Origin of the sequence: Pseudomonas asturiensis, from assembly GCF_900143095.1 — a bacterium.
GTDB classification, from domain to species: domain Bacteria; phylum Pseudomonadota; class Gammaproteobacteria; order Pseudomonadales; family Pseudomonadaceae; genus Aquipseudomonas; species Aquipseudomonas asturiensis.
This window is the reverse complement of sequence record NZ_FRDA01000018.1, coordinates 99,554-123,981: the sequence shown is the minus strand read 5'-3', so window position 1 is coordinate 123,981 and position 24,428 is coordinate 99,554. Positions and strand designations below refer to the sequence as shown.

Annotated in this window: 24 protein-coding genes and 1 pseudogene; 13 read left to right on the top strand and 12 right to left on the bottom strand. The window is 59.8% G+C overall.

All coding sequences use genetic code 11. The features are described 5' to 3' along the window. Positions 1-188, top strand: a 188-nt coding sequence (locus tag BUB69_RS29040; protein ID WP_217654480.1) for a hypothetical protein, incomplete at its 5' end; no start/stop codon positions are given. Here the strand turns inward: BUB69_RS29040 and BUB69_RS24200 are convergent. The 3 genes from BUB69_RS24200 to acnA all read right to left on the bottom strand — a co-directional run bounded on the left by BUB69_RS24200 (position 178) and on the right by acnA (position 5,489). Further along, the gene (locus BUB69_RS24200; protein WP_073171670.1) at positions 178-1,743 is read right to left on the bottom strand and encodes a methyl-accepting chemotaxis protein; all 1,566 of its coding nucleotides are present in this window, start codon (positions 1,741-1,743) and stop codon (positions 178-180) included. The two genes, BUB69_RS29040 and BUB69_RS24200, sit on opposite strands and share 11 nt — an antisense overlap. 98 nt (positions 1,744-1,841) lie before the next feature. Then, complete coding sequence (locus tag BUB69_RS24195) at positions 1,842-2,633, bottom strand: CPBP family intramembrane glutamic endopeptidase (RefSeq protein WP_073171667.1); 792 nt, start codon at positions 2,631-2,633, stop codon at positions 1,842-1,844. A 111-nt stretch (positions 2,634-2,744) separates the two neighbouring features. Continuing rightward, the gene (acnA, locus tag BUB69_RS24190) at positions 2,745-5,489 is read right to left on the bottom strand and encodes an aconitate hydratase AcnA (RefSeq protein ID WP_073171664.1); all 2,745 of its coding nucleotides are present in this window, start codon (positions 5,487-5,489) and stop codon (positions 2,745-2,747) included. A gap of 188 nt (positions 5,490-5,677) precedes the next feature. Between acnA and rlmM the strand changes: the two genes are divergently transcribed. The 3 genes from rlmM to pdxB all read left to right on the top strand — a co-directional run bounded on the left by rlmM (position 5,678) and on the right by pdxB (position 8,277). After that, complete coding sequence (gene rlmM, locus BUB69_RS24185; RefSeq protein ID WP_073171659.1) at positions 5,678-6,760, top strand: 23S rRNA (cytidine(2498)-2'-O)-methyltransferase RlmM; 1,083 nt, start codon at positions 5,678-5,680, stop codon at positions 6,758-6,760. 50 nt (positions 6,761-6,810) lie between these two features. Next, on the top strand, positions 6,811-7,065 hold the full coding sequence (tusA, locus tag BUB69_RS24180; RefSeq protein WP_073171656.1) for a sulfurtransferase TusA: 255 nt from the start codon (positions 6,811-6,813) through the stop codon (positions 7,063-7,065). A gap of 69 nt (positions 7,066-7,134) precedes the next feature. Beyond that, positions 7,135-8,277 (top strand): 4-phosphoerythronate dehydrogenase PdxB, encoded by a 1,143-nt coding sequence (gene pdxB / locus BUB69_RS24175; protein ID WP_073171653.1) that lies wholly within the window; start codon positions 7,135-7,137, stop codon positions 8,275-8,277. 91 nt (positions 8,278-8,368) lie between these two features. Here the strand turns inward: pdxB and BUB69_RS28960 are convergent, their stop codons facing one another. Further along, on the bottom strand, positions 8,369-8,545 hold the full coding sequence (locus BUB69_RS28960; RefSeq protein WP_163032060.1) for a PA1571 family protein: 177 nt from the start codon (positions 8,543-8,545) through the stop codon (positions 8,369-8,371). Positions 8,546-8,852: 307 nt separating this feature from the next. Here BUB69_RS28960 and BUB69_RS24170 point away from each other — a divergent pair, with 307 nt between their 5' ends. Continuing rightward, the gene (locus BUB69_RS24170) at positions 8,853-10,631 is read left to right on the top strand and encodes an ABC transporter transmembrane domain-containing protein (protein WP_073171650.1); all 1,779 of its coding nucleotides are present in this window, start codon (positions 8,853-8,855) and stop codon (positions 10,629-10,631) included. Positions 10,632-10,685: 54 nt separating this feature from the next. On the opposite strand, the gene ppnP is transcribed toward BUB69_RS24170, so the two are convergent. Together ppnP and BUB69_RS24160 are read right to left on the bottom strand one after the other, a co-directional pair. Then, positions 10,686-10,967: a pyrimidine/purine nucleoside phosphorylase gene (gene ppnP / locus BUB69_RS24165; RefSeq protein WP_073171646.1), complete on the bottom strand. Its 282-nt coding sequence runs from the start codon at positions 10,965-10,967 to the stop codon at positions 10,686-10,688. Between the two features lie 101 nt (positions 10,968-11,068). Then, a complete protein-coding gene (locus BUB69_RS24160) occupies positions 11,069-11,611 on the bottom strand; it encodes a 3'-5' exonuclease (protein ID WP_073171643.1) in 543 nt (180 codons plus the stop codon). A 257-nt stretch (positions 11,612-11,868) separates the two neighbouring features. On the opposite strand from BUB69_RS24160, the gene BUB69_RS24155 reads away from it, so the two are divergent. Further along, on the top strand, positions 11,869-12,696 hold the full coding sequence (locus BUB69_RS24155) for a substrate-binding periplasmic protein (RefSeq protein ID WP_084537166.1): 828 nt from the start codon (positions 11,869-11,871) through the stop codon (positions 12,694-12,696). A gap of 57 nt (positions 12,697-12,753) precedes the next feature. Here the strand turns inward: BUB69_RS24155 and BUB69_RS24150 are convergent, their stop codons facing one another. Continuing rightward, a complete protein-coding gene (locus BUB69_RS24150; RefSeq protein ID WP_032610734.1) occupies positions 12,754-12,921 on the bottom strand; it encodes a DUF2897 family protein in 168 nt (55 codons plus the stop codon). 126 nt (positions 12,922-13,047) lie between these two features. Then, positions 13,048-14,412 (bottom strand): ethanolamine permease, encoded by a 1,365-nt coding sequence (gene eat / locus BUB69_RS24145; RefSeq protein WP_073171640.1) that lies wholly within the window; start codon positions 14,410-14,412, stop codon positions 13,048-13,050. 274 nt (positions 14,413-14,686) lie between these two features. Between eat and pyrF the strand changes: the two genes are divergently transcribed. After that, the gene (gene pyrF, locus BUB69_RS24140) at positions 14,687-15,385 is read left to right on the top strand and encodes an orotidine-5'-phosphate decarboxylase (protein ID WP_163032061.1); all 699 of its coding nucleotides are present in this window, start codon (positions 14,687-14,689) and stop codon (positions 15,383-15,385) included. Between the two features lie 138 nt (positions 15,386-15,523). On the opposite strand, the gene BUB69_RS24135 is transcribed toward pyrF, so the two are convergent. Then, on the bottom strand, positions 15,524-16,534 hold the full coding sequence (locus BUB69_RS24135) for an NADP-dependent oxidoreductase (protein WP_073171634.1): 1,011 nt from the start codon (positions 16,532-16,534) through the stop codon (positions 15,524-15,526). A 226-nt stretch (positions 16,535-16,760) separates the two neighbouring features. On the opposite strand from BUB69_RS24135, the gene BUB69_RS24130 reads away from it, so the two are divergent. From BUB69_RS24130 to BUB69_RS29735, 3 genes and pseudogenes are all read left to right on the top strand, one after another. Continuing rightward, positions 16,761-17,696 carry a S66 peptidase family protein gene (locus BUB69_RS24130; protein ID WP_073171630.1) on the top strand — a complete coding sequence of 312 codons (936 nt, stop codon included), beginning with the start codon at positions 16,761-16,763 and terminating at the stop codon, positions 17,694-17,696. 111 nt (positions 17,697-17,807) lie between these two features. After that, positions 17,808-18,983: pseudogene (locus tag BUB69_RS29740) on the top strand (HAMP domain-containing protein); the annotation flags it as partial. Beyond that, a complete protein-coding gene (locus tag BUB69_RS29735) occupies positions 18,963-19,844 on the top strand; it encodes a methyl-accepting chemotaxis protein (RefSeq protein WP_425439402.1) in 882 nt (293 codons plus the stop codon). The pseudogene BUB69_RS29740 and the gene BUB69_RS29735, both read left to right, overlap by 21 nt. Positions 19,845-19,863: 19 nt before the next feature. Here BUB69_RS29735 and BUB69_RS24120 read toward each other — a convergent pair whose 3' ends face one another. Together BUB69_RS24120 and BUB69_RS24115 are read right to left on the bottom strand one after the other, a co-directional pair. Further along, the gene (locus tag BUB69_RS24120; protein ID WP_073171623.1) at positions 19,864-21,057 is read right to left on the bottom strand and encodes a benzoate/H(+) symporter BenE family transporter; all 1,194 of its coding nucleotides are present in this window, start codon (positions 21,055-21,057) and stop codon (positions 19,864-19,866) included. 129 nt (positions 21,058-21,186) lie between these two features. Continuing rightward, a complete protein-coding gene (locus BUB69_RS24115; protein ID WP_073171620.1) occupies positions 21,187-21,657 on the bottom strand; it encodes a MarR family transcriptional regulator in 471 nt (156 codons plus the stop codon). Between the two features lie 81 nt (positions 21,658-21,738). On the opposite strand from BUB69_RS24115, the gene BUB69_RS24110 reads away from it, so the two are divergent. The 3 genes from BUB69_RS24110 (at position 21,739) to BUB69_RS24100 (ending at position 24,029) form a co-directional block, all read left to right on the top strand. Then, the gene (locus tag BUB69_RS24110; RefSeq protein WP_073171617.1) at positions 21,739-22,905 is read left to right on the top strand and encodes an aminotransferase-like domain-containing protein; all 1,167 of its coding nucleotides are present in this window, start codon (positions 21,739-21,741) and stop codon (positions 22,903-22,905) included. A 46-nt stretch (positions 22,906-22,951) separates the two neighbouring features. Next, positions 22,952-23,554: a glutathione S-transferase family protein gene (locus BUB69_RS24105; RefSeq protein ID WP_073171614.1), complete on the top strand. Its 603-nt coding sequence runs from the start codon at positions 22,952-22,954 to the stop codon at positions 23,552-23,554. Between the two features lie 88 nt (positions 23,555-23,642). Beyond that, the gene (locus BUB69_RS24100; protein ID WP_073171610.1) at positions 23,643-24,029 is read left to right on the top strand and encodes a lysozyme inhibitor LprI family protein; all 387 of its coding nucleotides are present in this window, start codon (positions 23,643-23,645) and stop codon (positions 24,027-24,029) included. A gap of 19 nt (positions 24,030-24,048) precedes the next feature. Here the strand turns inward: BUB69_RS24100 and BUB69_RS24095 are convergent, their stop codons facing one another. After that, entirely contained in the window at positions 24,049-24,420 is a 372-nt protein-coding gene (locus tag BUB69_RS24095; protein WP_163032062.1) for a glutathione S-transferase N-terminal domain-containing protein, read from the bottom strand. Positions 24,421-24,428: the final 8 nt, after the last annotated feature.

The following is a 24,428-nucleotide window of genomic DNA, read 5'->3' as shown; positions in this document are numbered from 1 at the left end:
TATTCGAAATCGGAAAAGCTCATCTGGCTCATGGGCGGCTCGGATCAGGTGGTCAGGCGTATTTCAGCACATTTGAAGACTTGTTCGGAGATTCCCTAGGGGCATTCTCAGAACTACAAGCAACAAAAAGCCCCGGCAAACCCAAGTCTGCCGAGGCCGCTTCAATCCACTCATTCCTTACCGATTAAACCGCTCCACCAACGAATATTGCGAATTGGCCGTATCCGTCAATTCCGCACTGAGTACTGCCGAGCGGTGTGCCTCGTCCGAAGTCTTGTCAGCCAGACCGGCAATGTTCGCGATATTGCGGTTGATCTCTTCGGCCACGGAGCTTTGTTCTTCCGTCGCTGTGGCGATCTGAGTGGTCATGTCGGTAATGTTGGCTACCGCTTCGCTGATGCCGACCAGGGCCTGATCGGCTTCCAGTACACGTTCCACGCCTTCTTCGGCCTGACGTCGACCGGCGTCCATGGTTTGGACGGCGTCGTTGGCGGTCTGCTGCAGTTTGGCGATCAGGCCATGGATCTGCCCGGTGGATTCGGCCGTGCGTTGCGCCAGTTGGCGGACTTCGTCAGCGACCACGGCAAACCCACGGCCCATTTCTCCGGCACGCGCGGCTTCGATGGCGGCGTTGAGGGCCAGCAGGTTGGTCTGATCGGCGATGCCTTTGATGACGTCGACCACGCCACCGATTTCATCACTGTCCTTAGCCAGTTGCGTTACGGTCAGACCGGTTTCGCCGACCGAGGTCGACAGGCGTTGAATGGCTACACGGGTCTCGCTGGCAATGTCGCGGCCGCGACGCGTCAGTTCGTTGGCCTGTTGGGTGGCCTCGGCGGCGCGATTCACGTGGCTGGCGACTTCTTGAGTCGTAGCGGCCATTTGATTGATGGCGGCGGCCACCTGCTCGGTTTCCACACGTTGACGCTCAAGACCGGTCGAGCTGGCGTTGGCCAGTGAGTTGGACTGGCGCGCCTGATGGTTCAGGTGTTCGGCGGTGTCCTGCAGGCGCGTCAGGCAGGTTTTCATGCGTGCCTCCTGACTGAGGATCGACATTTCCAGGCGCGCCTGTGGGCCACGGCTGTCGGTGTACATCTGCGCAATCAAGGGGTCGGAAGTGGTCAGTTCGGCCAGGCGCAGCAGGCGCTTGGTGCCGCGTTGTTGCCACGACAGCCCTAGCAGCCCCAGTGGCACGGAGAGTGCGGCGGCCAACGCAAAGCCCCAGGGTGAGTTCAGCCAGGCACCAATCAGAAAGCCCAGTTGGCTGACGAGTATGAATGGCAGCCAGTCCTGCAGCACCGGCAGCCATTTATCACGGCTTGGCACCGCGCTTTTGCCCTGATTGAGGCGCGTGTAAAGCCCTTCGGCGCGGCGGATCTGCTCGGCGGTCGGCTTGATGCGCACCGACTCGAAACCCACCACCTGACGGTTTTCCAGCATCGGCGTCACGTAGGCGTTGACCCAGTAGTGATCGCCATTCTTGCAGCGATTCTTGACGATGCCCATCCACGGCTGACCGGATTTGAGCGTCGTCCACATGTGCTCGAACACGGCAGGCGGCACGTCAGGGTGACGCACGGTGTTGTGAGGGGCCCCGACCAGCTCTTCATGGCTGTACCCGCTGATTTCCACAAAGGCTTCGTTGCAGTAGGTGATCGTACCGCGGGTGTCGGTAGTAGAAATCAGGCGTTGTTCGGCAGGAAAAGTCCGCTCGCGTTGAGTAATGGGCTGATTATTGCGCATGGGATTTCGGTCCTTCGATCAATAAGACTATTGCGTGTTATCGACCGGTGAGTCCGAAAATTGAATCGTGTCAGCAGCGCACGTCTCATCCTGTGCAGCTACCGGTCCAGCATGGGGTAGGTAAACAGTCCGAAATGCACCAGATTCAGCCCGAAGTGGCTGATGACCGCAGCTGGCAGACCACCGAAGCGGAACGCCACCCCGTAACCGATGCCTGCCATGCCCGCGACCAGGACCCACTCCCATCCGGCGCCCAAATGGGCAAGCCCGAAAAGACAAGCCGTGATGGCAATCGCCAGAGGGGTCGCGAACCTTGCGCAACCGAGCCACCGTTGCAGACCGCCTTGAAGATAGGCGCGGAAGAACAGTTCTTCGGTCAGGGTCACCAGGAGCAGATTGTTTGCCCACCAGATCGTGCTTTGCGCAGGCCACTTTGGCGTCCAGCCCGTCATGCCCAGCAGAACGCCTGTCGTCATGCAGAAGGCCGATGTGACCACAAGTGCGAGAACGCCGACTTTAAGTGAGTGGGCAGTGCCTGTGCCGACCAGAATCCAGGGGCAGGCCAGCAACAGCCAGAAGCCGATCAAAGGCTTGTCCAGATTCAGGTCCATCGTGAAGACTGCTGCGTCGGGCGTAAACCGTACGGCATCAATGACAATGGCGTTATTGAAACCCGGCAGTGCCCCAACAGCCAGGGCAGAGCCCGTCAGGATGAACAAACCATGACCCAGTATGCGAACGTAGCGGGGGCGTACGTTCTGCACGCACACGCCAGCGATGATCAGCAAGCTCAAGCCCAGCGTCGCTGAAAGGGTGAGGCTGCCATACGACAGCGCCAGTGCGTAGCCGATGCCCAGAAGACTTAATACCAGCCAGTGCCGTGAGGCCATAGGAAGAACCCTGAGGAATGAAATCGGGGATTCTACAGCGCTCCAATGGCCAGGGATTGCCGACAACACCCTCTGAAGGCACCTGAGAGGTCTCAGGTGCCTTCGCGGCTATCAGGACGCGATCAACTGCCGCAGCACGTAATGCAGGATGCCGCCGGATTTGAAGTACTCGACTTCATTCAGCGTATCGATACGGCACAGCACGTCGACCGTTTCCTGACTGCCGTCCTCGCGCGTGATGTGCAGTTGCAGGCCCATGCCCGGACGGACCTCGGCATCCGTCAGCCCGGTGATGTTCAGCGTCTCTTTGCCCGTCAGGTTCAGGCTCTTGCGGGTCTGCCCGTTTTTGAACTGCAACGGCAGCACGCCCATGCCGACCAGATTGGAGCGGTGAATACGTTCGAAGCTCTCGGCAATCACCGCCTTGACGCCCAGCAGGTTGGTGCCTTTGGCCGCCCAGTCGCGGCTCGAGCCGGTGCCGTATTCCTGTCCGGCAATGATCACCAGTGGTGTGCCTTCCTGTTGATAGCGCATGGCTGCGTCATAGATCGCCAGCTTCTCGCCGGACGGAACGTACAGCGTATTGCCGCCTTCTTCGCCGCCGAGCATTTCGTTGCGGATACGGATATTGGCAAAGGTGCCGCGCATCATCACTTCATGGTTGCCGCGACGCGAGCCATAGGAGTTGAAATCTTGGTAGTCGACACCTTTTTCCTTCAGGTAGCGACCCGCAGGACTGTCAGCCTTGATGTTGCCGGCAGGGGAGATGTGGTCTGTGGTTACCGAATCGCCCAGCAGCGCCAGGATGCGCGCGTTCTGGACGTCCTTGATGACCGGCAACGGACCTCCGATGTCGTCGAAGAAGGGCGGGTGCTGAATGTAGGTCGAGTCTTCCTGCCAGACGTAAGTCGCCGCTTGCGGCACTTCGATGGATTGCCACTGCTCGTCACCGGCAAACACTTCGGCGTATTCCTTATGGAACATGCTGGTGTTGACGCTTTCCACGGCTTCGGCAATTTCTTTCTGGGTCGGCCAGATATCGCGCAGGTAGACCGGCTGGCCGTCCGAGCCTTCGCCCAGCGGCTCGCTGCTGATGTCGATGCGTACCGAGCCTGCCAGTGCGTAGGCAACTACCAGTGGCGGCGAGGCCAGCCAGTTGGTCTTGACCAGCGGATGAACACGGCCCTCGAAGTTGCGGTTGCCCGACAGCACCGAGGCGACGGTTAGATCAGACTGCTGAATAGCCTTTTCAATGGGCTCCAGCAATGGCCCGGAGTTACCGATGCAGGTGGTGCAGCCGTAGCCCACCAGGTCGAAGCCCAGCTTGTCCAGATACTGCGTCAGGCCCGCTGCCTTGTAGTAGTCGGTGACAACCTTGGAGCCAGGTGCCAGCGAGCTTTTCACCCACGGCTTGCGCTGCAGGCCTTTTTCGACCGCCTTCTTCGCCACCAGCCCGGCGGCCATCATGACGCTTGGGTTGGAGGTGTTAGTGCAGGAGGTGATGGCGGCAATGACTACCGCGCCATCTTTCAATGGATGGGTCTGGCCATTGTGCTCGTAAGAAGTTTCACCGCCAACTTGAGCCTCGTTGCCCACCGCGACACCACCACCGCCTTCACTTTCCAGGCGGCTTTCTTCGACCTTGGCGGGTTTGACCTGCAAGCCCAGGAAGTCGCTGAACGCTTGAGCCACATTGGGCAGTGCAACACGGTCTTGCGGACGCTTCGGCCCGGCGAGACTCGCCTCCACCGTGTTCATGTCCAGTTCCAGACTGTCAGTGAACACGGGTTCCTGACCTGCCAGACGCCACAGGCCTTGTGCCTTGCAATAGGCTTCGACCAACTTCACGGTTTCATCCGGACGACCTGACAGGCGCAGGTAATCCAGCGTCACGTCATCGACCGGGAAGAAGCCGCAGGTTGCGCCGTATTCCGGCGCCATGTTGGCGATGGTGGCGCGGTCGGCCAAGGGCAGATCGGCCAGGCCATCACCGAAAAACTCGACGAACTTGCCGACCACACCTTTCTTGCGCAGCATCTGGGTCACGGTCAGCACCAGGTCGGTGGCCGTGATGCCTTCCTTGAGCTTGCCGGTCAGCTTAAAGCCGATCACTTCGGGGATCAGCATTGAAACCGGCTGGCCGAGCATGGCCGCCTCGGCTTCGATGCCGCCTACGCCCCAACCCAGAACGCCCAGGCCATTGATCATGGTGGTGTGCGAGTCGGTGCCGACGAGGGTATCCGGAAACGCGTAGGTGCGGCCGTCCGCTTCCTTGGTCCAGACCGTGCGACCCAGGTATTCCAGGTTGACCTGGTGGCAGATCCCGGTGCCTGGCGGCACCACACTGAAGTTGTCGAAGGCGCTCTGGCCCCAGCGCAGGAACGCGTACCGCTCGCCGTTGCGCTGCATTTCGATGTCGACGTTCTGCTCGAACGCTTGCGAATCACCGAACTTGTCCACCATTACCGAGTGGTCAATCACCAGGTCCACTGGCGACAGCGGGTTGATACGCTGCGGATCACCACCGGCCTTGGCCATGGCGGCGCGCATGGCGGCCAGATCGACCACGGCAGGTACGCCGGTAAAGTCCTGCATCAGAACCCGGGCAGGACGGTATTGAATCTCGCGGTCGGAGCGGCGGTCCTTCAGCCAGTCAGCAATGGCCTTGAGGTCGTCACCGGTGACGGTCTTGTCGTCTTCCCAGCGCAGCAGGTTTTCCAGCAGCACCTTGAGCGACATCGGCAGCTTGTCCAGATCACCCAATGAACGGGCGGCGTCGGGAAGGCTGAAGTAGTGGTAGGTCTTGTTATCGATGTCTAGCGTTTTCAGGCTTTTCAGGCTATCGAGGGAGGGCATGAACGGCTCCTTGTAGAATAATCTGTGAGCGACAAATCGCGGGTCCGGGTGCATCAGGTCGTGGACGTCACGTAAGGCTTCAAGCTTAGTGGACTGTCGGCCCGCGCCAGTGGTTCCTGATTCCGTTATCATGCGCGGCTTTGAAGTCCGCCGGGTTACGCCCGAGTGTCTGTTGCCCTGGAGTCACCATGAATACGCTGTTTATGCATTGCCGGCCCGGTTTCGAAAGCGAGGTTTGCTCGGAGATCGCCGACCATGCTGCGCGCCTGGACATCGCCGGTTACGCCAAGGCGCGACCCAACACGGCTTGCGCCGAATTCATCTGCAGCGAGCCTGACGGCGCCGAGCGCATGATGAATGGCCAGCGTTTCGATCAGCTGATTTTCCCTCGGCAGTGGGCGCGCGGCATGTTTCTCGATCTGCCGGAAACCGACCGCATCAGCGTCATCCTCGGTCAAATGGCTGCTTTCCCGGTATGCGGCAGCCTGTGGCTGGAAGTCGTGGACACCAACGATGGCAAGGAACTGTCGAATTTCTGCAAGAAGTTCGAAGCGCCGCTGCGCAAGGCACTGACCCAGGCGGGCAAGTTGATCGACGATCCGCGCAAGCCGCGTCTGCTGCTGACCTTTAAAAGCGGTCGAGAAGTGTTCCTGGGGCTTGCCGATGCAGGCAACTCGGCGATGTGGCCGATGGGCATTGCGCGCTTGAAGTTTCCCCGCGAGGCACCCAGCCGCTCGACACTGAAGCTGGAGGAAGCCTGGCATCACTTCATTCCTCGGGATCAATGGGAGGAGCGTCTCTCTGGCGACATGACCGGCGTGGATCTGGGCGCTGCACCTGGCGGATGGACGTATCAATTGGTGCGACGCGGCATGCTGGTGACGGCCATCGACAACGGTCCGATGGCCGAAAGCCTGATGGACACCGGGCTGGTCCAGCACCTAATGGCCGACGGTTTTACCTACAAGCCTCGTCAGCCAGTGGACTGGATGGTCTGTGACATTGTCGAGAAGCCCGCACGTAATGCGGCGCTGCTGGAGACCTGGCTGGGTGAAGGTTTGTGCCGCGAAGCGGTGGTCAACCTCAAGCTGCCGATGAAACAGCGCTACGCTGAAGTACGCCGTCTGCTTGACCGGATCGAGGAAGGCTTCAAGGAGCGGGGTGTGCGCGTATCAATCGGTTGCAAGCAGCTCTATCACGATCGTGAGGAGGTCACTTGCCACTTGCGCAGACTGGACGTTGCCAAGACCGCACGCCCGCGCAAGGGCTGACTTGAGCGTGTGAATTAAGCGACAATGGCCACCCGTTTCTGGAGCACCCCATGTCTGAATCCATCGAAAGCCTCACCGTTGACGCCGTTCTGGATGCCAGCGGGCTATTCTGTCCGGAACCTGTGATGATGCTGCACCAGAAAGTGCGAGACCTGCCGGCTGGCGGGTTGCTCAAGGTGATTGCGACCGACCCGTCGACCACCCGCGACATTCCCAAGTTCTGCGTTTTCCTCGGCCATGAACTGATTGAGCAGCAGGCCGGTGACGGGACCTTTCTGTACTGGATCCGCAAGAAACTGGGCTGATCAGGTTCGCTGACGCTCGCCCTTGCTCGCGTTGAGCAGGGGTCAATGCCCGCCCTCAGAGAGAACTCCATGCGCATTGTCGCTGACGAAAACATTCCGCTGCTCGATGCTTTTTTTGCCCATTTTGGCGAGATTCGCCGGTTGCCGGGCCGCTCCATCGATCGCGCCGCCATCGCTGATGCCGATATCCTGCTGGTGCGCTCTGTGACACCCGTCACCCGAGAGCTGCTGGAAGGCAGTGCGGTGCGTTTCGTCGGAACCTGCACCATCGGCACTGATCACCTGGATCTGGCGTACTTTCTTGAAGCCGGAATCCGTTGGTCGAGCGCGCCGGGCTGTAACGCTCGCGGTGTCGTTGACTATGTGCTGGGCAGCCTGCTCACGCTGGCGGAGATCGAAGGTGTCGACCTGGCGCAGCGCACCTATGGCGTGGTCGGTGCCGGACAGGTGGGCGGTCGGTTGGTCAAGGTACTCAAAGCGCTTGGGTGGAATGTGCTGGTCTGCGACCCGCCGCGGCAGGCGGCCGAGTCCGGTGACTTCGTCAGCCTCGATGAAATCATGCAGCGCTGCGACGTGATCAGTCTGCACACCCCGCTTACCCGAGACGGCGATCAGCCAACCTGGCACGTGTTCGACAAACAGCGTCTGGAACAGCTCAGGCAGGGCGCGTGGTTGATCAATGCGAGTCGAGGTGCGGTAGTCGATAACGCGGCGTTGCATGACGTACTGATGGCACGCGAAGATTTGCAGGCCGTGCTCGATGTGTGGGAAGGGGAGCCAGAGGTGAATGTTGCCCTTGCCGATCTTTGCGTGATCGCCACCCCGCACATCGCCGGTTATAGCCTTGATGGCAGGCAACGTGGCACGGCGCAGATCTATCAGGCGCTGTGTATGTTTCTTGACCAGCCTGCCCCGATCCGTCTTGAAGATCTGTTACCCCGGCCGTGGCTGGCTCAGGTCAGTCTCGACGAGCAAACCGACCCCGTGTGGGCGTTGAACATGCTGTGCCGCAGCGTCTACGACCCGCGCCGGGATGATGCCGATTTCAGACGCAGCCTCGTGGGTGACACGGCCAGCCAGCGTCTGGCCTTCGACGCGCTGCGCAAGCATTATTCGCCGCGTCGGGAAATCGAAGGGTTGACGGTCCGATTGCAGGGGCAGTCCGAGGTGCTCAGGCGTCTGGTTCTTGCGCTGGGGGCCGTGCCGGTGTGAGCCCGCGCAGGCATCGTGCAGTGCGCCAGGTCCTGAGCAGGGACATAAAAAACCCGACACTGAGGTCGGGTTTCAAGGCATCCGGTGTTCGTCAGTCTTGTTTTTCAGGCTTGACCCAGAGTTGGTCGCACGCCTTGCAGGCAGCCTGGACCATTTCTTCGGTAATCACCACTTCGCGCCCATCCTGATCGAGAATCGCACCGCCAACAGGCAGGTTGGGGGTGGCACGAACGATAGTCACTTCGTTGCTGCTGTCTTGCAGGCTCATGGTGTGTCTCCTTTCATCAGGTTTCAGCGTTTGAAATTAGCCGCGCTTGATGACCGCTCCATGACACGGAGCGACCGTTCAGGCGCTGGCTCAGTCCAACAGAATCGATATGGATCTGCCAGCATTCGTTTAGATCAATTTTTCACAGGGCAATTGTAAAGCCGCCTTTGCACATGACCTGTAGAACATGACCCGTCAGACGGTGCGCAAGTTCAGCGCAGTTGCGTGTTGTGCGCCGAAGCGTCGCGAGCCTGATGGGTGTAGGCTGGCCATTCTTTCATCCCGACATCCAGGCAGGTCCGGCTTCATGATTTCAGTCATTTCCCGTCGTCAGCGCCAGGCAATTCGCTTGGCCCTGGGGTTCATCGCGCCCTATCGGTGGCAGGCTTTTGGCGCGTTGCTCGCCTTGATTGTCACCGCAGGCATCACGCTTTCCATGGGTCAGGGCATCAAGTTGATGGTCGATCAGGGCTTCATGACCCGCTCGGCAGCGCTGCTCGAACGCTCCATCGGTCTGTTCATGGTCCTGACCGTGTGCCTGGCGATCGGCACCTTCACGCGTTTTTATCTGGTGTCCTGGATCGGCGAGCGTGTGGTGGCAGATCTTCGCAAGCGCGTTTTCGACCACCTCATCGAGCTGCACCCAGGCTTCTACGAAAACAATCGCAGTTCGGAAATCCAGTCGCGACTGACTGCCGACACCACCCTGTTGCAGTCAGTCATCGGTTCGTCCCTGTCGATGTTCCTGCGTAACGCCCTGATGGTGGTCGGCGGGATCATCCTGCTGTTCATCACCAATCCCAAGCTCACCAGCATTGTGGTCATCGCGTTGCCGTTGATCATCGCACCGATTCTCATGTTCGGACGGCGTGTGCGCAGCCTGTCGCGTGAAAGCCAGGATCGGGTGGCGGACGTAGGCAGCTATGTGGCCGAAGCGTTGGGGCAGATCAAGACGGTGCAGGCCTACAACCATCAGCAGCAGGACAAACAGCGGTTTTCCCGAACTGCCGAGCAGGCGTTTGACACGGCGCGCAAACGGATCCTGCAGCGTTCCTGGCTGATCACTCTGGTGATTGTGCTGGTGCTCGGGGCCGTGGCGATCATGCTCTGGGTCGGCGGTATGGATGTGATCAATGGCCGGATCTCCAGTGGCGAACTGGCCGCGTTCGTGTTCTATGCGTTGGTGGTGGGCATGGCATTCGGCACATTGAGCGAGGTGATCGGCGAGCTGCAGCGTGCAGCGGGCGCGGCCGAGCGCATTGGCGAGTTGCTTCAGTCGCGCAGCGAAATCACGGCACCCGTCGAGGGGCTGCAACGCTTACCGGAGCGCGTGACAGGACGCCTTGCGCTGGAAAACGTCAGTTTTGCCTATCCGTCCCGACCCGAGCGCAAGGCGGTCGACAACCTGACACTGACCGTCAATGCCGGCGAGACACTGGCATTGGTTGGCCCGTCAGGCGCTGGCAAGTCAACGCTGTTCGACCTGCTGCTCAGATTTTACGATCCTCAGCAGGGACGCCTGCTGCTGGAAGGCTTGCCGCTCAATCAATTGGATCCGGCTGACCTGCGTCGTTGCTTCGCCTTCGTTTCACAGACGCCGGCGCTGTTTTTTGGCAGCATCGAGGACAATATTCGTTATGGCAATGCCGCAGCGACGCCTGATCAGGTGCAGGCGGCTGCGCGTATCGCTCACGCTCATGAGTTCATCATGGACATGGCCCAAGGCTACGAGACCCACCTTGGTGATGGAGGTCTGGGGTTGTCCGGCGGTCAGCGCCAGCGTCTGGCCATCGCCCGGGCGCTGTTGGTCGACGCACCTATCCTGTTGCTGGATGAGGCCACCAGTGCGCTGGACGCGCAGAGCGAACACCTGATTCAACAGGCGCTGCCCAGCCTGATGAAAGGCCGTACCACGCTGGTCATTGCCCACCGATTGGCCACCGTGCAGAACGCGGATCGCATTGCGGTGATGGACAAAGGGCATCTGGTGGCGGTCGGCACGCACAAGCAACTGATCGCCAGTAACCCGTTGTACGCGAGACTGGCAGCGTTGCAGTTCAATGTCGGAATGGATGAGGCAGGGTAGGGCTTTGCACCGTGATGCAAACAGTGGGAGGACAGGCCCTCCCACTTGAGGCTGTCAGCGGTACTCGCACAGGTAAGCGGTGTCGACGCTGACCTTGAGCTGGAACTTGCTGTTGGCAGGTACGTTGAACTGAGTACCGGTGGCAAAGGTTTCCCAGTCGGTACTGTCGGGAAGCTTCACGCTCAGTTCACCGGAGATCACGTGCATGACTTCACGCTGAGCTGTTCCGAACTCGTATTCGCCCGCCGCCATTACACCGATTGTTGCCTGACCTTCAGCCTGGCTGAACGCGATGGATTTGACGGTGCCGTCGAAGTATTCGTTAACCTTGAACATGGGCGATTCCTTGTGAAAGGGTCAAAAAGGGTTGGCCAGTATGCCCAACACGGGAAATCTCGTCACGTTATTGAAACGCCCTGCACGAGAGCGTTGTGACCTCAGTTAGGCAGGATGAGCGGCAACAGTCGGGCGGTATTGCGCGCGTCCACCAGCGCCCGGTGTTGTTGTCCGGTGAACTGCATGCCCGCCAGTTGCAAAGCGCTATTGAGCCCGAGCGGCCGTTGCAATTGGCGCGCCTGCGCAAATCGTTGTTTCAGATTGACGTAGGGCATGTCGGACAGGGCGCTGCTGATCTCGTGCCTTCGCCATTCCTCCTCCAGCTGCTTGCGGTCGTAGTCGCCCCAGCTTGCCCAGCCGACGACCCGGGCCCGGTGATGGCTCAGCCAGCGTTCGAACATCGGCCACACAGCCGTGATAGGCGCGGCACTGTCGATGTTCGCCTGGCTGATGTGGGTCAGCTCCCGACAGAAGTGGGTCAGCAACGGCCTGCGTGCCGGGCGCACGAAGCGCTCGAAGTGATCGAGCTCGCGGCCGTCCTGATTGACCAGTGTCGCGCCGATCTCGATGACTTCCATTTCAGCGACCGGCCAGCCTCCCTCTTCGGTGGTGGCCTCCAGGTCAATCACCAGCCAATGCGGCATCGTCAAGCTCCCATCCAGTATTGATCCATTGAGCGTAGCCACATTCAGCCGGAGATGCCCGCCGGGGCAGTCCTCATTTCCAGCCACTGACCAACCCTAACATCGACACTGAAATCCGGTATTGGTGCCTTGTGTCAAGGACGCGCAACACGTGATCTGCACGTCAAGGCTGAATCGATACTTGCCTGCTTCAAACGACAGTTGTTTAAACCTTCGAAACCGCATAGCGTGTGGGGTTTTATTCGATATCGTTTCTTATGATGAAACCTGCAGTGGTAATTGATGGCGTGACACGTAGGGCGGCGCTGGGACTCTTTCTGGTGACTTCCCTGTTCATGGCCACACAGGCTGCAGCGGCGCAGATCGTGCGTGTCGCTGCCGTGCATTTCCCGCCTTACATGGTGCGCCCGGAACGAGGTGAGGACGCAGGGCTGCTGCCGATGCTGGTGACTGCGCTGAATGCAGAGCAGGACGATTATGATTTCATCATGGTGCCCACCTCCGTGCCGCGCCGGTTCCGCGACTTCTCCGAAGGCCGTTTCGATATCGCGATTTTCGAAAACCCCGACTGGGGCTGGAAGTCCATCGCTCACGAAACGGTGGATCTGGGTCTTGAAGACGCCGAAGTGTATGTGGCTATGCGGTTGGAAGGGCGCGGTCAGGAGTATTTCGACAACCTGTCAGGCAAACGTCTGGCTATTTTCAGTGGGTACCACTACGGCTTTGCCAACTTCAATGCCGATCAGAAATACCTGAGCGAGCATTTCAACGTCACGTCGACGTATTCGCACGACAGTAACCTGCTGATGGTGACGCGTGGACGAGCAGATATAGCGCCGATCACACGCTCGTACCTGATCGATTTCATGGCACACAACAGGGATGAAGCCTCGAAACTATTGGTGTCGGATCGTATAGACCAGATTTACCGACAGTACGCACTGATACGGCCTGGAAGTGCTATCAACGCCGCCCGGTTCAATTCATTGTTTCAACAGTTGCGTAAAAGCGGGCAGTTGGCGGCCATCTTCCAGCCGCTGCATATCAAGGTTGTGGATACGGGCAATGTAGAGGCGATCCACTAACGCGGCGTGTGCAGAGAGGGGCGGATGACAGGTACACGGCCTGTCATCCTGGCAACTTCAGCGGTCCTTGGCTTCCTTGGCATCCATTTCAGCATTGCGCTCATGGACGCGCTTGAGTTGTTCTTCGGTCAAAGGCACCTTCTTTGCTGTGTCGCGCAGCATCATCAGGCCACCTACGATCGAGCCGATTGCGACCAACAGGATTAACCAGGCATACCAGGGCATAACGCTCTCCTTCTTGTGATACCGGTTTGAGCGCTGAGGCTGCTCAATGGTTCAAGTGTAAGCGTCATGCAGAGGCCGCGCGCGATCAAATCGCGTGCGGCCGCAAGGTTACGCGCAGGGATGGTGTCAGTGGCCGGTCAGCATGGCGTCGGCAGGCGCATCGGCACGGGATTTGGCGGTCAGGCTGAAGTAGATGAAACCGATTGCCATCAGCCCCAGAAAGATCAGGCCGATCAGCATGTTGAACCAGGCCATTGCAATCAGGCATACCACCGCGAGTGCCAGGGCAATGCCGGGCACGATCGGATAGCCGGGGGCACGGAACGAGCGCTCCAGCAGCGGCTCGGTCTTGCGCAGCTTGAAGAGGCTGAGCATGCTCATGATGTACATCACGATGGCGCCGAAGACCGCCATGGTGATCATCGCCGCGGTCAGCGTCATGCCGCTCAGGTTGATCAGCCCATCGCTGTAAATGGCTGCAATGCCGATCAGGCCGCCTGCAATGATTGCCCGGTGAGGGGTCTGAAAGCGAGACAGTTTGGCCAGCGAAGCCGGCAGGTACCCGGCGCGTGCCAGGGCGAAGAACTGGCGCGAGTAGCCCAGGATGATCCCGTGAAAGCTGGCGACCAGGCCGAACAGGCCGATCCACACCAGCATATGCAGCCAGCCGGAACTGTCACCGACTACGGCTTTCATCGCCTGCGGCAGCGGGTCATTGATATTGGACAGGGTACGCCAGTCGCCCACGCCGCCGGCAAAAAGCATCACACCCAGCGCCAGTATCACCAGGGTCAGGATACCGCTGATGTAGGCTTTGGGAATGGTACGCTTCGGATCTTTAGCTTCCTCGGCCGCCATGGCTGCGCCTTCGATCGCCAGGAAGAACCAGATGGCGAACGGGATCGCTGCGAACATGCCCGCGATGGCTTCAGGGCCGAACGTCTGTGAGCCTGCCCAGCCATTGAGGGCGAAATTGCTGAAGCTGAAGGCCGGCGCGACCACGCCCATGAACACCAGCAGTTCGGCAACGGCCAGAATGCACACCACCAGTTCAAAGGTCGCCGCCAGCTTCACGCCCATGATGTTGAGGGCCATGAACACGATGTAGGCACCGACTGCAGCGTGTTTTGGGTCGAGCGTTGGAAACTGCACATTCAGGTATGCGCCGATCGCCAGCGCGATGGCCGGTGGCGCGAACACGAACTCGATCAGCGTGGCCATGCCAGCGACCAGGCCACCTTTTTCTCCGAAGGCACGACGGCTGTAGGCAAACGGACCGCCAGCGTGGGGAATGGCGGTGGTCAGCTCAGTGAAGCTGAAGATGAAGCAGGTGTACATCGTCGCGACCATCAGCGCTGTTACCAGAAACCCCAAGGTGCCGGCGACGCCCCAGCCGTAGCTCCAGCCGAAGTATTCGCCGGAAATCACCAGCCCGACGGCAATCCCCCATAAGTGCAGCGTGCCTAGCGTTGGCTTGAGTTGAGTACTCATTGTTATCTCCCTGAGGTTCAAAAACTGTCGAAATATCTTGTTGCAGACCCCGTGCCAGTGCACGACGAACCGTCGTATTGCTTCAAAAGAGGTCGTTTGCAGAACGCATGAGTGAATCGATTCACTTGGATGTGCGGCTTTGGTGCGCGCAGGCATGGCCGTGTTCGCTGCAAGTGCAGAGGAGGGTGTACGGTAAATACCGACCTACGGGTCCCGTCCGTCCACGGGTTCGGCTACAATGCGCGCCGATTTCGACTTACCTGAGAACCCGCTCATGTCCGCCTGCCAGACTCCTGTCATCGTCGCCCTGGATTTCCCGACCCGTGAGGCCGCACTGCGCCTGGCTGATCAGCTCGATCCCACGCTGTGCCGGGTCAAGGTCGGCAAGGAACTGTTCACCAGCTGCGCATCGGATATCGTCGAAACCCTGCGAGACAAGGGTTTTGAAGTGTTTCTGGACCTCAAATTCCACGACATTCCCAACACCACCGCCATGGCAGTGAAGGCTGCCGCAGAGATGGGGGTGTGGATGGTCAACGTTCACTGCTCGGGCGGCCTGCGCATGATGGCGGCCTGCCGCGAAGTGCTTGATCAGCGCACTGGTCCGCAGCCGTTGTTGATCGGCGTAACGGTGCTGACCAGCATGGAGCGGGAGGATCTGGCAGGTATCGGTCTGGATATCGATCCGCAGGTGCAGGTGCTGCGTCTCGCGGCACTGGCGCAAAAGGCAGGTATGGACGGTCTGGTGTGTTCGGCGCTTGAAGCACAAGCTTTGAAGAGCGCTCACCCGTCATTGCAACTGGTCACCCCAGGCATTCGTCCTGCTGGCAGCGCGCAGGACGATCAACGTCGCATCCTGACCCCGCGTCAGGCGCTGGACGCAGGTTCGGACTACCTCGTCATTGGCCGCCCGATCAGCCAGGCGGCTGATCCTGCCAAGGCGCTGGCGGCGGTGGTTGCCGAGCTGGCGTAATTGGCTGTCCTGACTGACAGTCAGCAGGCGCGAGCCTGCTGACGAAAGGAGGGGAGTGGGGAATGCAGCCAAGACGCTCAGCGGCACGGGCGTCACGCCAACGCAGCGCGTTGGCATGATCATCCGGTCGGTGTGACTTCAATCCACTTTCAGCATCAATTTGCCGAAGTTCTCGCCGCTGAACAGTTTGAGCAGGGTTTCAGGGAAGGTCTCAAGGCCTTCCACGATGTGTTCCTTGCTCTTGATCTTGCCTTCCTTGACCCAGCTTGCCAGTTCCTTGCCGGCCTCGCCAAAGCGAGCAGCATGGTCCAGAACCACGAAGCCTTCCATCCGCGCACGGTTCACCAGCAGTGACAGGTAGTTGGCCGGCCCTTTGACGGCGGTGGTGCTGTTGTACTGACTGATGGCACCGCAAATCACCACCCGAGCGCCCACGGCCAGTTGGCTGAGCACGGCGTCCAGAATGTCGCCGCCCACGTTATCGAAATACACATTCACGCCATCCGGGCATTCGCGCTTCAATGCCTTGTGAATGTCGTTCTCGGCCTTGTAGTCGATGGCCGCATCGAAACCGAGCTCTTCAGTCAGCAGGCTGCATTTTTCCTTGCCGCCGGCGATCCCGACTACGCGGCACCCTTTAAGCTTGGCGATTTGCCCGGCAATGCTGCCCACGGCACCGGCTGCGCCGGAAATCACCACGGTGTCGCCGCTTTTTGGCAGGCCAACATCCAGCAGCGCGAAATACGCCGTCATGCCCGTCATGCCCAGTGCCGAAAGATACAGCGGCAGCGGTGCGAGGCTGGTGTCGACTTTGTAGAACCCCTTGGGCTCGCCGACGAAGTAATCCTGAACACCGATGGCGCCTTGTACGTGATCACCCTTGGCGAATTTCGGGTTCTTCGATTCGATGACTTCACCCACGCCCAACGCGCGCATCACTTCTCCAAGCTGCACAGGCGGGATGTAGGACTTGCCTTCATTCATCCAGCCGCGCATGGCCGGGTCCAGCGACAGGTACTTGTTTCTGAGCAGAATCTGACCCTCTGCCAAGGCCGGGACGGGCACTTCCTGATAAGTGAAATCATCACGGCGTACAGCCCCGGAAGGGCGTTTGGCGAGCAGGAACTGGCGATTGGTCTGGTCAGTCATGGCAGGGTCTCCTGAAAAGTCAAAAAGTGATTCAAGCCTCGGACAGTAGCCGAGGCAAGCGGCGATCGTTGGGCGAATGCCGTCTGATCCATATGCTTGATAGGAGTCCGGTCGGGCGGCTGCGTTCAAATTGATATACGTCACCTTTGTGCAGAGGAACTGTGCGCCTTGAGTCGTCCCGCTCAGTGCTCTACATTGGCCGTTCATTGAAGTACGGATCACGGGCATGTTATCCACGAATTCGAACACCCTTCACCCTCAGGTTCTGCGTACGGGCGACGCCGTCGCCTTGGTATCGCCTGCCGGGCCTGTGGATCCGCGCAAGATCGAATCGGCTGTCGAAGTCCTCAAAAGCTGGGGCCTGCGACCGCAGGTCTATCCCCATGCACTGGGTAAGCATTCTTTCTATTCAGGTACGGACGAAGAGCGCCTTGCCGACCTCAATGCTGCGCTGGCCGATCCTGAAATCCGGGCCGTGATATGCAGCCGGGGCGGCTATGGCATGCAGCGGATCGTTCAGCAGGTCGACATGGACGCCGTTCGCCGCGATCCGAAGCTGGTCACCGGCTTTTCCGACATCACCGCCTTGCACGGCGCGCTTTGGACTCACGCACGCGTGGCGAGTATTCATGGCCCGGTTGCCACCCAACTGGAGCGCGGCGGCCTTTTCGCCAGCGGCATGCGTCATGTATTGATGAGTACCGAGCCTGTTCTGCTCACGTCAGACGCTGCTGCGCCAACGGCCAGTGTGCGAACCCGCGGAACCGCGCAGGGTGTTTTGCTGGGCGGCAATCTCTGCATCCTCAGCACGTCGCTCGGTACGCCTTTCATGCCCGACCTCACCGGCGCAATTCTATTGCTCGAAGAGGTGGGTGAGGCCGCGTATCGGGTAGACCGCATGCTCACGCATCTGGGCAACTGCGGGATTCTTGACCGTCTGGCAGGCATCGCACTGGGCGAGTTCAGCCCGGCTGCCAATACGGGTGGAACCATCAGCCCTGCTCATGTCCTGGCAGAGCGCCTTGGTCATTTGGGTATTCCCGTGCTTGGCGGGTTGCCGGTGGGTCATGGCGACGTCAATCAGGCGGTTCCACTCGGAACCCAGGCCGTTCTCGACGCCGATGCGGGCACGCTGCTGGTCGCCCCGGCCGCCCGCGATTGAGGCGTTATCGTCCGACCATTCTGAAAGCGACCCCCGCATAGCTCTTTGCCATTATTTCGACGTCAAAGACTTGTGCCCGGCTCCACCCGTTGAGAATCTGCACGACTGTTAATGATCCAGTCATGTAGGCCACGCGAGGCAACGATGCCTTGCCTCTTCGATCAGGGGTCGAGTGCTATGATTTCGGCTGCGCAACGCAGATTTGCCCATTTGGGCATGGCGAAAAAACTGGGCCTGGGTTTCTTCCTGGTATTGCTGTTGACGGCTTGGGTCGCGGCCATCGGCGTATGGTCGCTCAAGAATGTCGGGCTGCGTTTCGACGATCTCAAGCAGATGTCGTCGCTCAACAACGGCTTGCTCAAGGTGCGCTTGCTCGAACAGGACTATGCCTTGCACAGCAATCCCAAAACGGTCGAGCAGCTGCATGTCGGTGTCGAGGAATTGAGCGCACTGGCCGAGGCCGTCAAGGCCCGGTCGCCGTCCAGCGAAGCGATGATGGGGCAAGTGCAGCAGGCGCTGGCGGCATACCGCAAATCTTTCGATCAGTTTGTGGACATCAGTCAGAGCAAGGACCTGGCCCTGGAAATGGCCAACTGGTCCGTGTCTAGCGTGGCCAATAATCTTGATGTGTTGCAGGCCGGTCTTGCCGATGATGGCACCTGGACGCTCAAAGATTCCCAAGGGCAGCAAGGCGCGGAGTTCATCGAGCAGGCTAACAAGGTCAGTCAGGTGGCTCGTCTGATGTTGCAGGCTATGGACGAGGCCAGAGTCCGGCTGGACAAGAGCCGTCGCACCGCGTCGGGTGATGCCGCAAAAACCGGCACGATCGAGCAGGCTGATCAGGCCAGTGCGCTGGCCGAGGAGCTAAAAGGTCTGATCAAGGACGACGGCTACCTGACGGTGCTGGGTGAAGTCAGCACACACATCGTCAACTTCACCGAAAAACTTCGTGAATACACCGGTCTGCTGGCCACAGAGGCCGAGATTTCAGGTCAATTGGCCGCCAATGCACGGCAGGTAACGGATCTGGTGCAGCAGGTCTATACCGCCGAAGATCAATCCATGCAGACCCAGATTGCCGACAGCACGCTGCAAATTATTGGTTTCTCTGTGGTTGCGTTGCTGGTGGGGTTGCTTGCCTCGTGGTTGATCACCCGGCTGATCGTCGCACCGTTGCGCACGGTGATCGGCTTTGCGCAGCGTATCGCTGCCGGGGACCTGCGCAGCAGCGAGCCGGTTACCCGGCGCGATGAAATCGGCCAATTGATGAGCGCGATGCAGCAGATGGGCGCGGGTTTGAGCAGTATTGTCAGCGGGTTGCAATCGGGAATCGAGTTGCTGTCCAGTTCGGCGCATTCATTGTCGGCGGTCACTGAGCAGACCAATCTTGAGGTCAACAGCCAGAAGGAAGAGACCGAGCAGGTGGCAACGGCCATGAACCAGATGACTGCCACCGTCCATGACGTGGCGCGTAATGCCGAAGAAGCCGCGCTGGCGGCGCAAACGGCTGACGCCAAGGTCGGCAGCGGACAGACCATCGTGCGCCAGAGCCTGCAGCGCATCGAGCAACTGGCCAGCTCTTCGGCGTCCGCCAGTCAAAGCATTGAGAGCCTGAGCGCTGAAATCCAGAACATCGGCCAGGTGCTGGGCGTGATCAAAAGTGTTGCCGAACAGACTAACCTGTTGGCGCTCAACGCAGCCATCGAAGCTGCCCGAGCTGGCGAGCAGGGCCGTGGGTTTGCGGTGGTGGCCGATGAGGTGCGTGCCTTGGCCAAACGCACTCAGCAGTCCACAGAGGAAATCGAAACGCTGGTGACCCGCCTGCGCAACGGCGCGCAATCATCTGTCCTGCAGATCCAGAGCAGCGGCGAACTGGTGAAGCTGGCTGTTAACGATGCGCTACAAACTGAGCATGCGTTGGGCAGTATTGCCGAGGCGGTGTCGATGATTCAGCAGATGAACCAGCAGATTGCGGCCGCTGCCGAGCAGCAAAGCTCGGTGGCCGAGGAAATCAATCGCAGCGTGACCAGCATTCGCGCCAGCGCCGATCAGTCCGCGCTGGCGATGCAGGGCAACACGGCCTCGAGTATCGAACTGGCGTCACTGGGCAACGAGCTCAAGGGCATGGTCGGGCATTTCCGGCTTTGACAGGCCCGCTGCGCTGTGATCATCCGGCCTTGCGCGGGCTGAGGATCAGCAGGGTCAATACACCTGCCACGATGCCCCAGAAGGCCGAGCCAATCGAAAACAGCGTCAGCCCCGAAGCGGTGACCATAAAAGTGATCAATGCCGCTTCGCGCTCTTTGGGTTCGGCCATCGCCACGGTCAGGCCGTTGATGATCGAGCCGAACAGCGCCAGTGCCGCTATCGACAGCACCAGCTCTTTTGGAAAGGCGCTGAACAGAGCGGCCAGGGTTGCACCAAAGATCCCGGCGATGCCGTAGAAAATCCCGCACCAGATGGCTGCCGTGTAACGCTTGGCCTTGTCTTCATGGGCATGTGGGCCGGTGCAGATCGCGGCGCTGATTGCGGCCAGGTTAACCCCGTGAGCGCCGAACGGGGCCGTCAGCAGCGACGCGATACCCGTCACTGAAATCAGCGGCGAGGAGGGCGTGTGGTAGCCGTCGGCGCGCAATACCGCAACGCCCGGCATATTCTGCGAGGTCATGGCCACCACGAATAACGGGATGCTGATGCTGATGGTCGCCGCCAGCGAGAATTCAGGCGTTGTCCAGACCGGCACAGCCACCTCCAGCGCCAGGCCACTGAAATTCAATAGCCCAAGCATGCCCGAGAGCATCACGCCGACCAGCAAGGCTGCCAAAACCGAGTAGCGCGGCGAAAGGCGTTTGATGACCAGATACGTCACAAACATGCCCATCACCAGACTGGTGCGATGCTGGACAGCGATGAAAATCTCGCTGCCGATCTTGAACAGAATCCCGGCCAGCAATGCCGCCGCCAGCGATGCCGGAAGACGTTTGACCATCCGCTCGAAACTGCCGGTCAGGCCACACAGCGTGACCAGAATCGCGCAAGTAATGAATGCGCCGATGGCTTGCGGGTAGGTCACACCGCCAAGGCTGGTGATCAACAGCGCAGCACCTGGCGTCGACCAGGCAACCGTGATGGGCGCGCGATAGCGAAGCGAAAGACCGATGCTGCATACCGCCATGCCCATGAACAACGACCACAGCCACGACGAAATCTGCATGTTGGTCAGCCCGGCGGCCTGCCCGGCCTGAAACATCAGCACCAGCGAGCTGGTGCAGCCGGTCATCATGGCGATGAAGCCGGCAACCACGGCTGAGGGCGACGAGTCTGCCAATGGACGCAAGGGCAGCTTGAGGGTCTCGTTCATGCAGGTCTTTCCTTGAACAGGCAGGCGGTGGCAAAGAGCGCTCAGCCTAAACGTATCGTCGAAGCACCTTACGATACAGCGAACCAACTAAACGCCAGAACAGTTGGCATGGGGCGGTACGCTGCGCAATCAGTCGACGTCAGACCCGGTCGGCCGTGCGCTGGATTGCAGGGTCAGGCCGAGTGCTTCATTGACAGCCATCCAGCCATCGACAGCGGCCTGGCCTGCGTCGGCAAACACCCGTTGCAGCAGTTTCACCTGCTCGCGTCGCAGGGAGTGCTCAAACTTCATCCCTTCCTCGGTCAGCTCCAGCAGCCGTTTGCGCTTGTCGGTCTGTCCGGTGGTGCTGCGCACCAGGTCCATGGCGATCAGTTGCCGCAAGGGCGCGTTGAGCGCCTGCTTGCTGACGCCCAGCGCCGTCAGCAACTCTTTGACACTCAGGCCTGGGTAACGCGCGATGAAGAAAACGATGCGTTGATGCACACGGCTGAACCCACGCTTGTCGAGCATTTCGTCGGCTTTGGCGGTAAACGCCTGATAGCCGAAGAAGAAGGCTTCCATGGCGCGTTGCTGATCGGCAGTGTTTTTAAGGTCAAGCATGTTGACGTATCCGGGTGGCGTGGCGTAATTTGAGTCAACAAGTTTGACTCATTTTTATTTGGCTCGGCCAGGGATATTCTCATGCCATTCTCCGAACGCGTTTCCCGTCTGAAAAGTTCTCTGATCCGCGAGATTCTTGCCGCTGCACAGCGTCCGGAAGTGATGTCGTTTGCCGGTGGCCTGCCTGCCGAGTCGATGCTGCCCAAGGTGCAATGGGCGCAAATGCCTGTGGCGCTGGGCCAATACGGCATGAGCGAAGGCGAGCCGGCACTGCGCGAAGCGCTGGCGGCTGAGGCCAGAGCGCTGGGGATCGCTTGTGACGCCAGTCAGGTGCTGGTGGTCAGCGGCTCGCAACAGACGCTGGATCTGGCAGCCAAACTGTATATCGACAAAGGCACTGAAATCCTGCTGGAAGCGCCGACCTATCTGGCCGCTTTGCAGATCTTTCAATTGTTCGGTGCTGACTGCATCACCGTCCCGTTGCAGGCCGACGGCCCGGACCTGGCTGCGATGCGCCAGCGTCTTGAGCAGCACAGGCCAGCGTTCGCTTACTTGATACCGACCTTTCAGAACCCCTCGGCCGTGCGCTACAGCGAGGCCAGTCGCGAGGCCGTCGCTGCTTTGCTCGATGAGTTCGGCGTGACCCTGATCGAGGACGAACCTTATCGCGAACTGAGCTTCGACGGCGGCAGTGCCCAGCCGATTGTCAGCCGCCTGAAGAAGTCCAGCTGGATCTACACCGGGACGGTCTCCAAGACCCTGCTGCCAGGCTTGCGCGTCGGTTACCTGATTGCCAGCGCGGATCTTTTTCCGCATCTGCTGCGCCTCAAGCAGTCGGCTGACCTGCACACCAACCGTCTCGGGCAGTGGCAGGCCTTGCAGTGGATCGGTACTGACCACTATCGTGAGCACTTGCTGACCCTGCGCGAGTTCTATCGCAGCCGACGTGATGCGTTCGAGAGTGCCTTGCAGGCGCATTTCAGCGATCTGGCCGAATGGAACAGCCCGCAAGGCGGCTTGTTTTTCTGGCTGACCTTGCGTCAGCCGCTGGATACTCGCACTCTGCTTGATGCCGCGCTGGCTCAGGACGTAGCGTTCATGCCGGGCGAACCGTTTTTCGCCGACCCGGACGCCAATCATGGTCATCTCAGGCTCAACTTCAGCCACATCGACCCGGCGCGGCTGGACGAAGGCGTGAAGCGGCTGGCGTGTGTCGTGCGTACCGCACAGAATCTCAAGGCAGCCTGATTCGATTCGATCAGCAGGGACTTCAGCCACAAAAAGGGGCAGGGCGATGTACAAGGTTTACGGCGATTACAATTCGGGCAACTGCTACAAGATCAAGCTGATGCTCAGCCTGTTGGGCAGTGAGTATCAATGGGTGCCTGTCGATATTCTCAACGGCGAGACCCAGACCCCGGCTTTTCTGGAGAAGAACCCCAACGGCAAGATTCCGGTTCTGGAACTGGACGATGGGACGTGTCTGTGGGAGTCCAACGCGATTCTCAATTTCCTCGCCGACGGTACGGCCTACCTGCCCACCGAGCCGCGTCTGCGTACTCAAGTGCTGCAATGGCAGTTCTTCGAGCAGTACAGCCATGAGCCCTCGGTGGCGGTTGCCCGTTTCATCCAGTTCTACCTGGGCCTGCCCGCCGAGCGCATGGCTGAATACCGCGCCATGCAGAAGTCCGGCTATCGCGCGCTCGCTGTGATGGAGCAGCAACTGGATCGTACGCCGTTCCTGGTGGGCGACAGCTTCTCCATTGCAGACATCGCGCTCTATGCTTACACCCATGTGGCGCATCAGGGCGGTTTCGACCTGGCGCCTTATTCTGGCATCCGCAAGTGGCTGGATCGGGTCAAGGATCAGCCGGGGTATGTGGGGATGCTGGACTGAGTGCAGCTGCTGTGTGAGCGCTGCACTGTTTGCAGCAAGTCTCGTCGCTCTTCAGAAAGGGTGACAGACATTGGAAAGGAATACGTCCATGCGTTTTGCCATAACCCTTCTCGCCGCCCTGATGGCGCTAGGCGTAGGTTGTTCGGCCCAGGCCGAGGATTGCGATGCCAATCAGGCGAGCATGAATCAGTGCGCAGCCAAAGAGCTGGCGGCACTGGATGCTGATCTGAACACGCAGTACACCGCGCAGATGAGCTGGCTGAAAAGCCCGGCAAAGAAGCAGGCGCTCAAGGACGCCCAGCGCAAATGGATTGCCTTGCGTGACGCCGATTGCCTGTATCAGGTCGGTAAGCGGGAGGGTTCAGGATCCATCTGGCCACTGCTTCAAACGCAATGCCTGGCCGAGCAGACCAGAGTGCGGGTCAAGCAGTTGAAAACCTACGTCGCTTGTCGGCAGGAAGGATGCCCACGCTAGCGATGCGCGGGCCTAAGGTTCAGGCAGCGCCGAACCGTTTGTCCAGGTAGTCGATGATGACCTTGGACTCGTACATCCAGACCGTCTTGTCGCCTTCCTCGATGCGCAGGCAGGGCACCTTGATCTTGCCGCCTTCGTTGAGCAGTGTCTGGCGATCCAGCTCATTATTCTTCGCGTCTCGCAGGGCGACCGGGACATTGAGGCGATGCAGGGTGCGACGGGTCTTCACGCAGAAAGGGCAGGCGTGGAACTGGTACAGCGTCAGGTCCTGGGCTGATTGGTCCACCGCAGCCTGAGCCTGCGGGTCACGCTTCTTTTTGCTCGGGCGGGTGAGGAAATCGATGCCGATGACGAGTTGGCCGAGACCGACCCTGAGGGCTTTCATGAACACGATCAGAA

Coding starts and splice junctions, on each gene's coding strand:
- BUB69_RS24200 (WP_073171670.1), bottom strand. CDS start 1,743: ATGCGCAATAATCAGCCCATTACTCAACGCGAGCGGACTTTTCCTGCC.
- BUB69_RS24195 (WP_073171667.1), bottom strand. CDS start 2,633: ATGGCCTCACGGCACTGGCTGGTATTAAGTCTTCTGGGCATCGGCTAC.
- acnA (WP_073171664.1), bottom strand. CDS start 5,489: ATGCCCTCCCTCGATAGCCTGAAAAGCCTGAAAACGCTAGACATCGAT.
- rlmM (WP_073171659.1), top strand. CDS start 5,678: ATGAATACGCTGTTTATGCATTGCCGGCCCGGTTTCGAAAGCGAGGTT.
- tusA (WP_073171656.1), top strand. CDS start 6,811: ATGTCTGAATCCATCGAAAGCCTCACCGTTGACGCCGTTCTGGATGCC.
- pdxB (WP_073171653.1), top strand. CDS start 7,135: ATGCGCATTGTCGCTGACGAAAACATTCCGCTGCTCGATGCTTTTTTT.
- BUB69_RS28960 (WP_163032060.1), bottom strand. CDS start 8,545: ATGAGCCTGCAAGACAGCAGCAACGAAGTGACTATCGTTCGTGCCACC.
- BUB69_RS24170 (WP_073171650.1), top strand. CDS start 8,853: ATGATTTCAGTCATTTCCCGTCGTCAGCGCCAGGCAATTCGCTTGGCC.
- ppnP (WP_073171646.1), bottom strand. CDS start 10,967: ATGTTCAAGGTTAACGAATACTTCGACGGCACCGTCAAATCCATCGCG.
- BUB69_RS24160 (WP_073171643.1), bottom strand. CDS start 11,611: ATGCCGCATTGGCTGGTGATTGACCTGGAGGCCACCACCGAAGAGGGA.
- BUB69_RS24155 (WP_084537166.1), top strand. CDS start 11,869: ATGATGAAACCTGCAGTGGTAATTGATGGCGTGACACGTAGGGCGGCG.
- BUB69_RS24150 (WP_032610734.1), bottom strand. CDS start 12,921: ATGCCCTGGTATGCCTGGTTAATCCTGTTGGTCGCAATCGGCTCGATC.
- eat (WP_073171640.1), bottom strand. CDS start 14,412: ATGAGTACTCAACTCAAGCCAACGCTAGGCACGCTGCACTTATGGGGG.
- pyrF (WP_163032061.1), top strand. CDS start 14,687: ATGTCCGCCTGCCAGACTCCTGTCATCGTCGCCCTGGATTTCCCGACC.
- BUB69_RS24135 (WP_073171634.1), bottom strand. CDS start 16,534: ATGACTGACCAGACCAATCGCCAGTTCCTGCTCGCCAAACGCCCTTCC.
- BUB69_RS24130 (WP_073171630.1), top strand. CDS start 16,761: ATGTTATCCACGAATTCGAACACCCTTCACCCTCAGGTTCTGCGTACG.
- BUB69_RS29735 (WP_425439402.1), top strand. CDS start 18,963: ATGAGCGCGATGCAGCAGATGGGCGCGGGTTTGAGCAGTATTGTCAGC.
- BUB69_RS24120 (WP_073171623.1), bottom strand. CDS start 21,057: ATGAACGAGACCCTCAAGCTGCCCTTGCGTCCATTGGCAGACTCGTCG.
- BUB69_RS24115 (WP_073171620.1), bottom strand. CDS start 21,657: ATGCTTGACCTTAAAAACACTGCCGATCAGCAACGCGCCATGGAAGCC.
- BUB69_RS24110 (WP_073171617.1), top strand. CDS start 21,739: ATGCCATTCTCCGAACGCGTTTCCCGTCTGAAAAGTTCTCTGATCCGC.
- BUB69_RS24105 (WP_073171614.1), top strand. CDS start 22,952: ATGTACAAGGTTTACGGCGATTACAATTCGGGCAACTGCTACAAGATC.
- BUB69_RS24100 (WP_073171610.1), top strand. CDS start 23,643: ATGCGTTTTGCCATAACCCTTCTCGCCGCCCTGATGGCGCTAGGCGTA.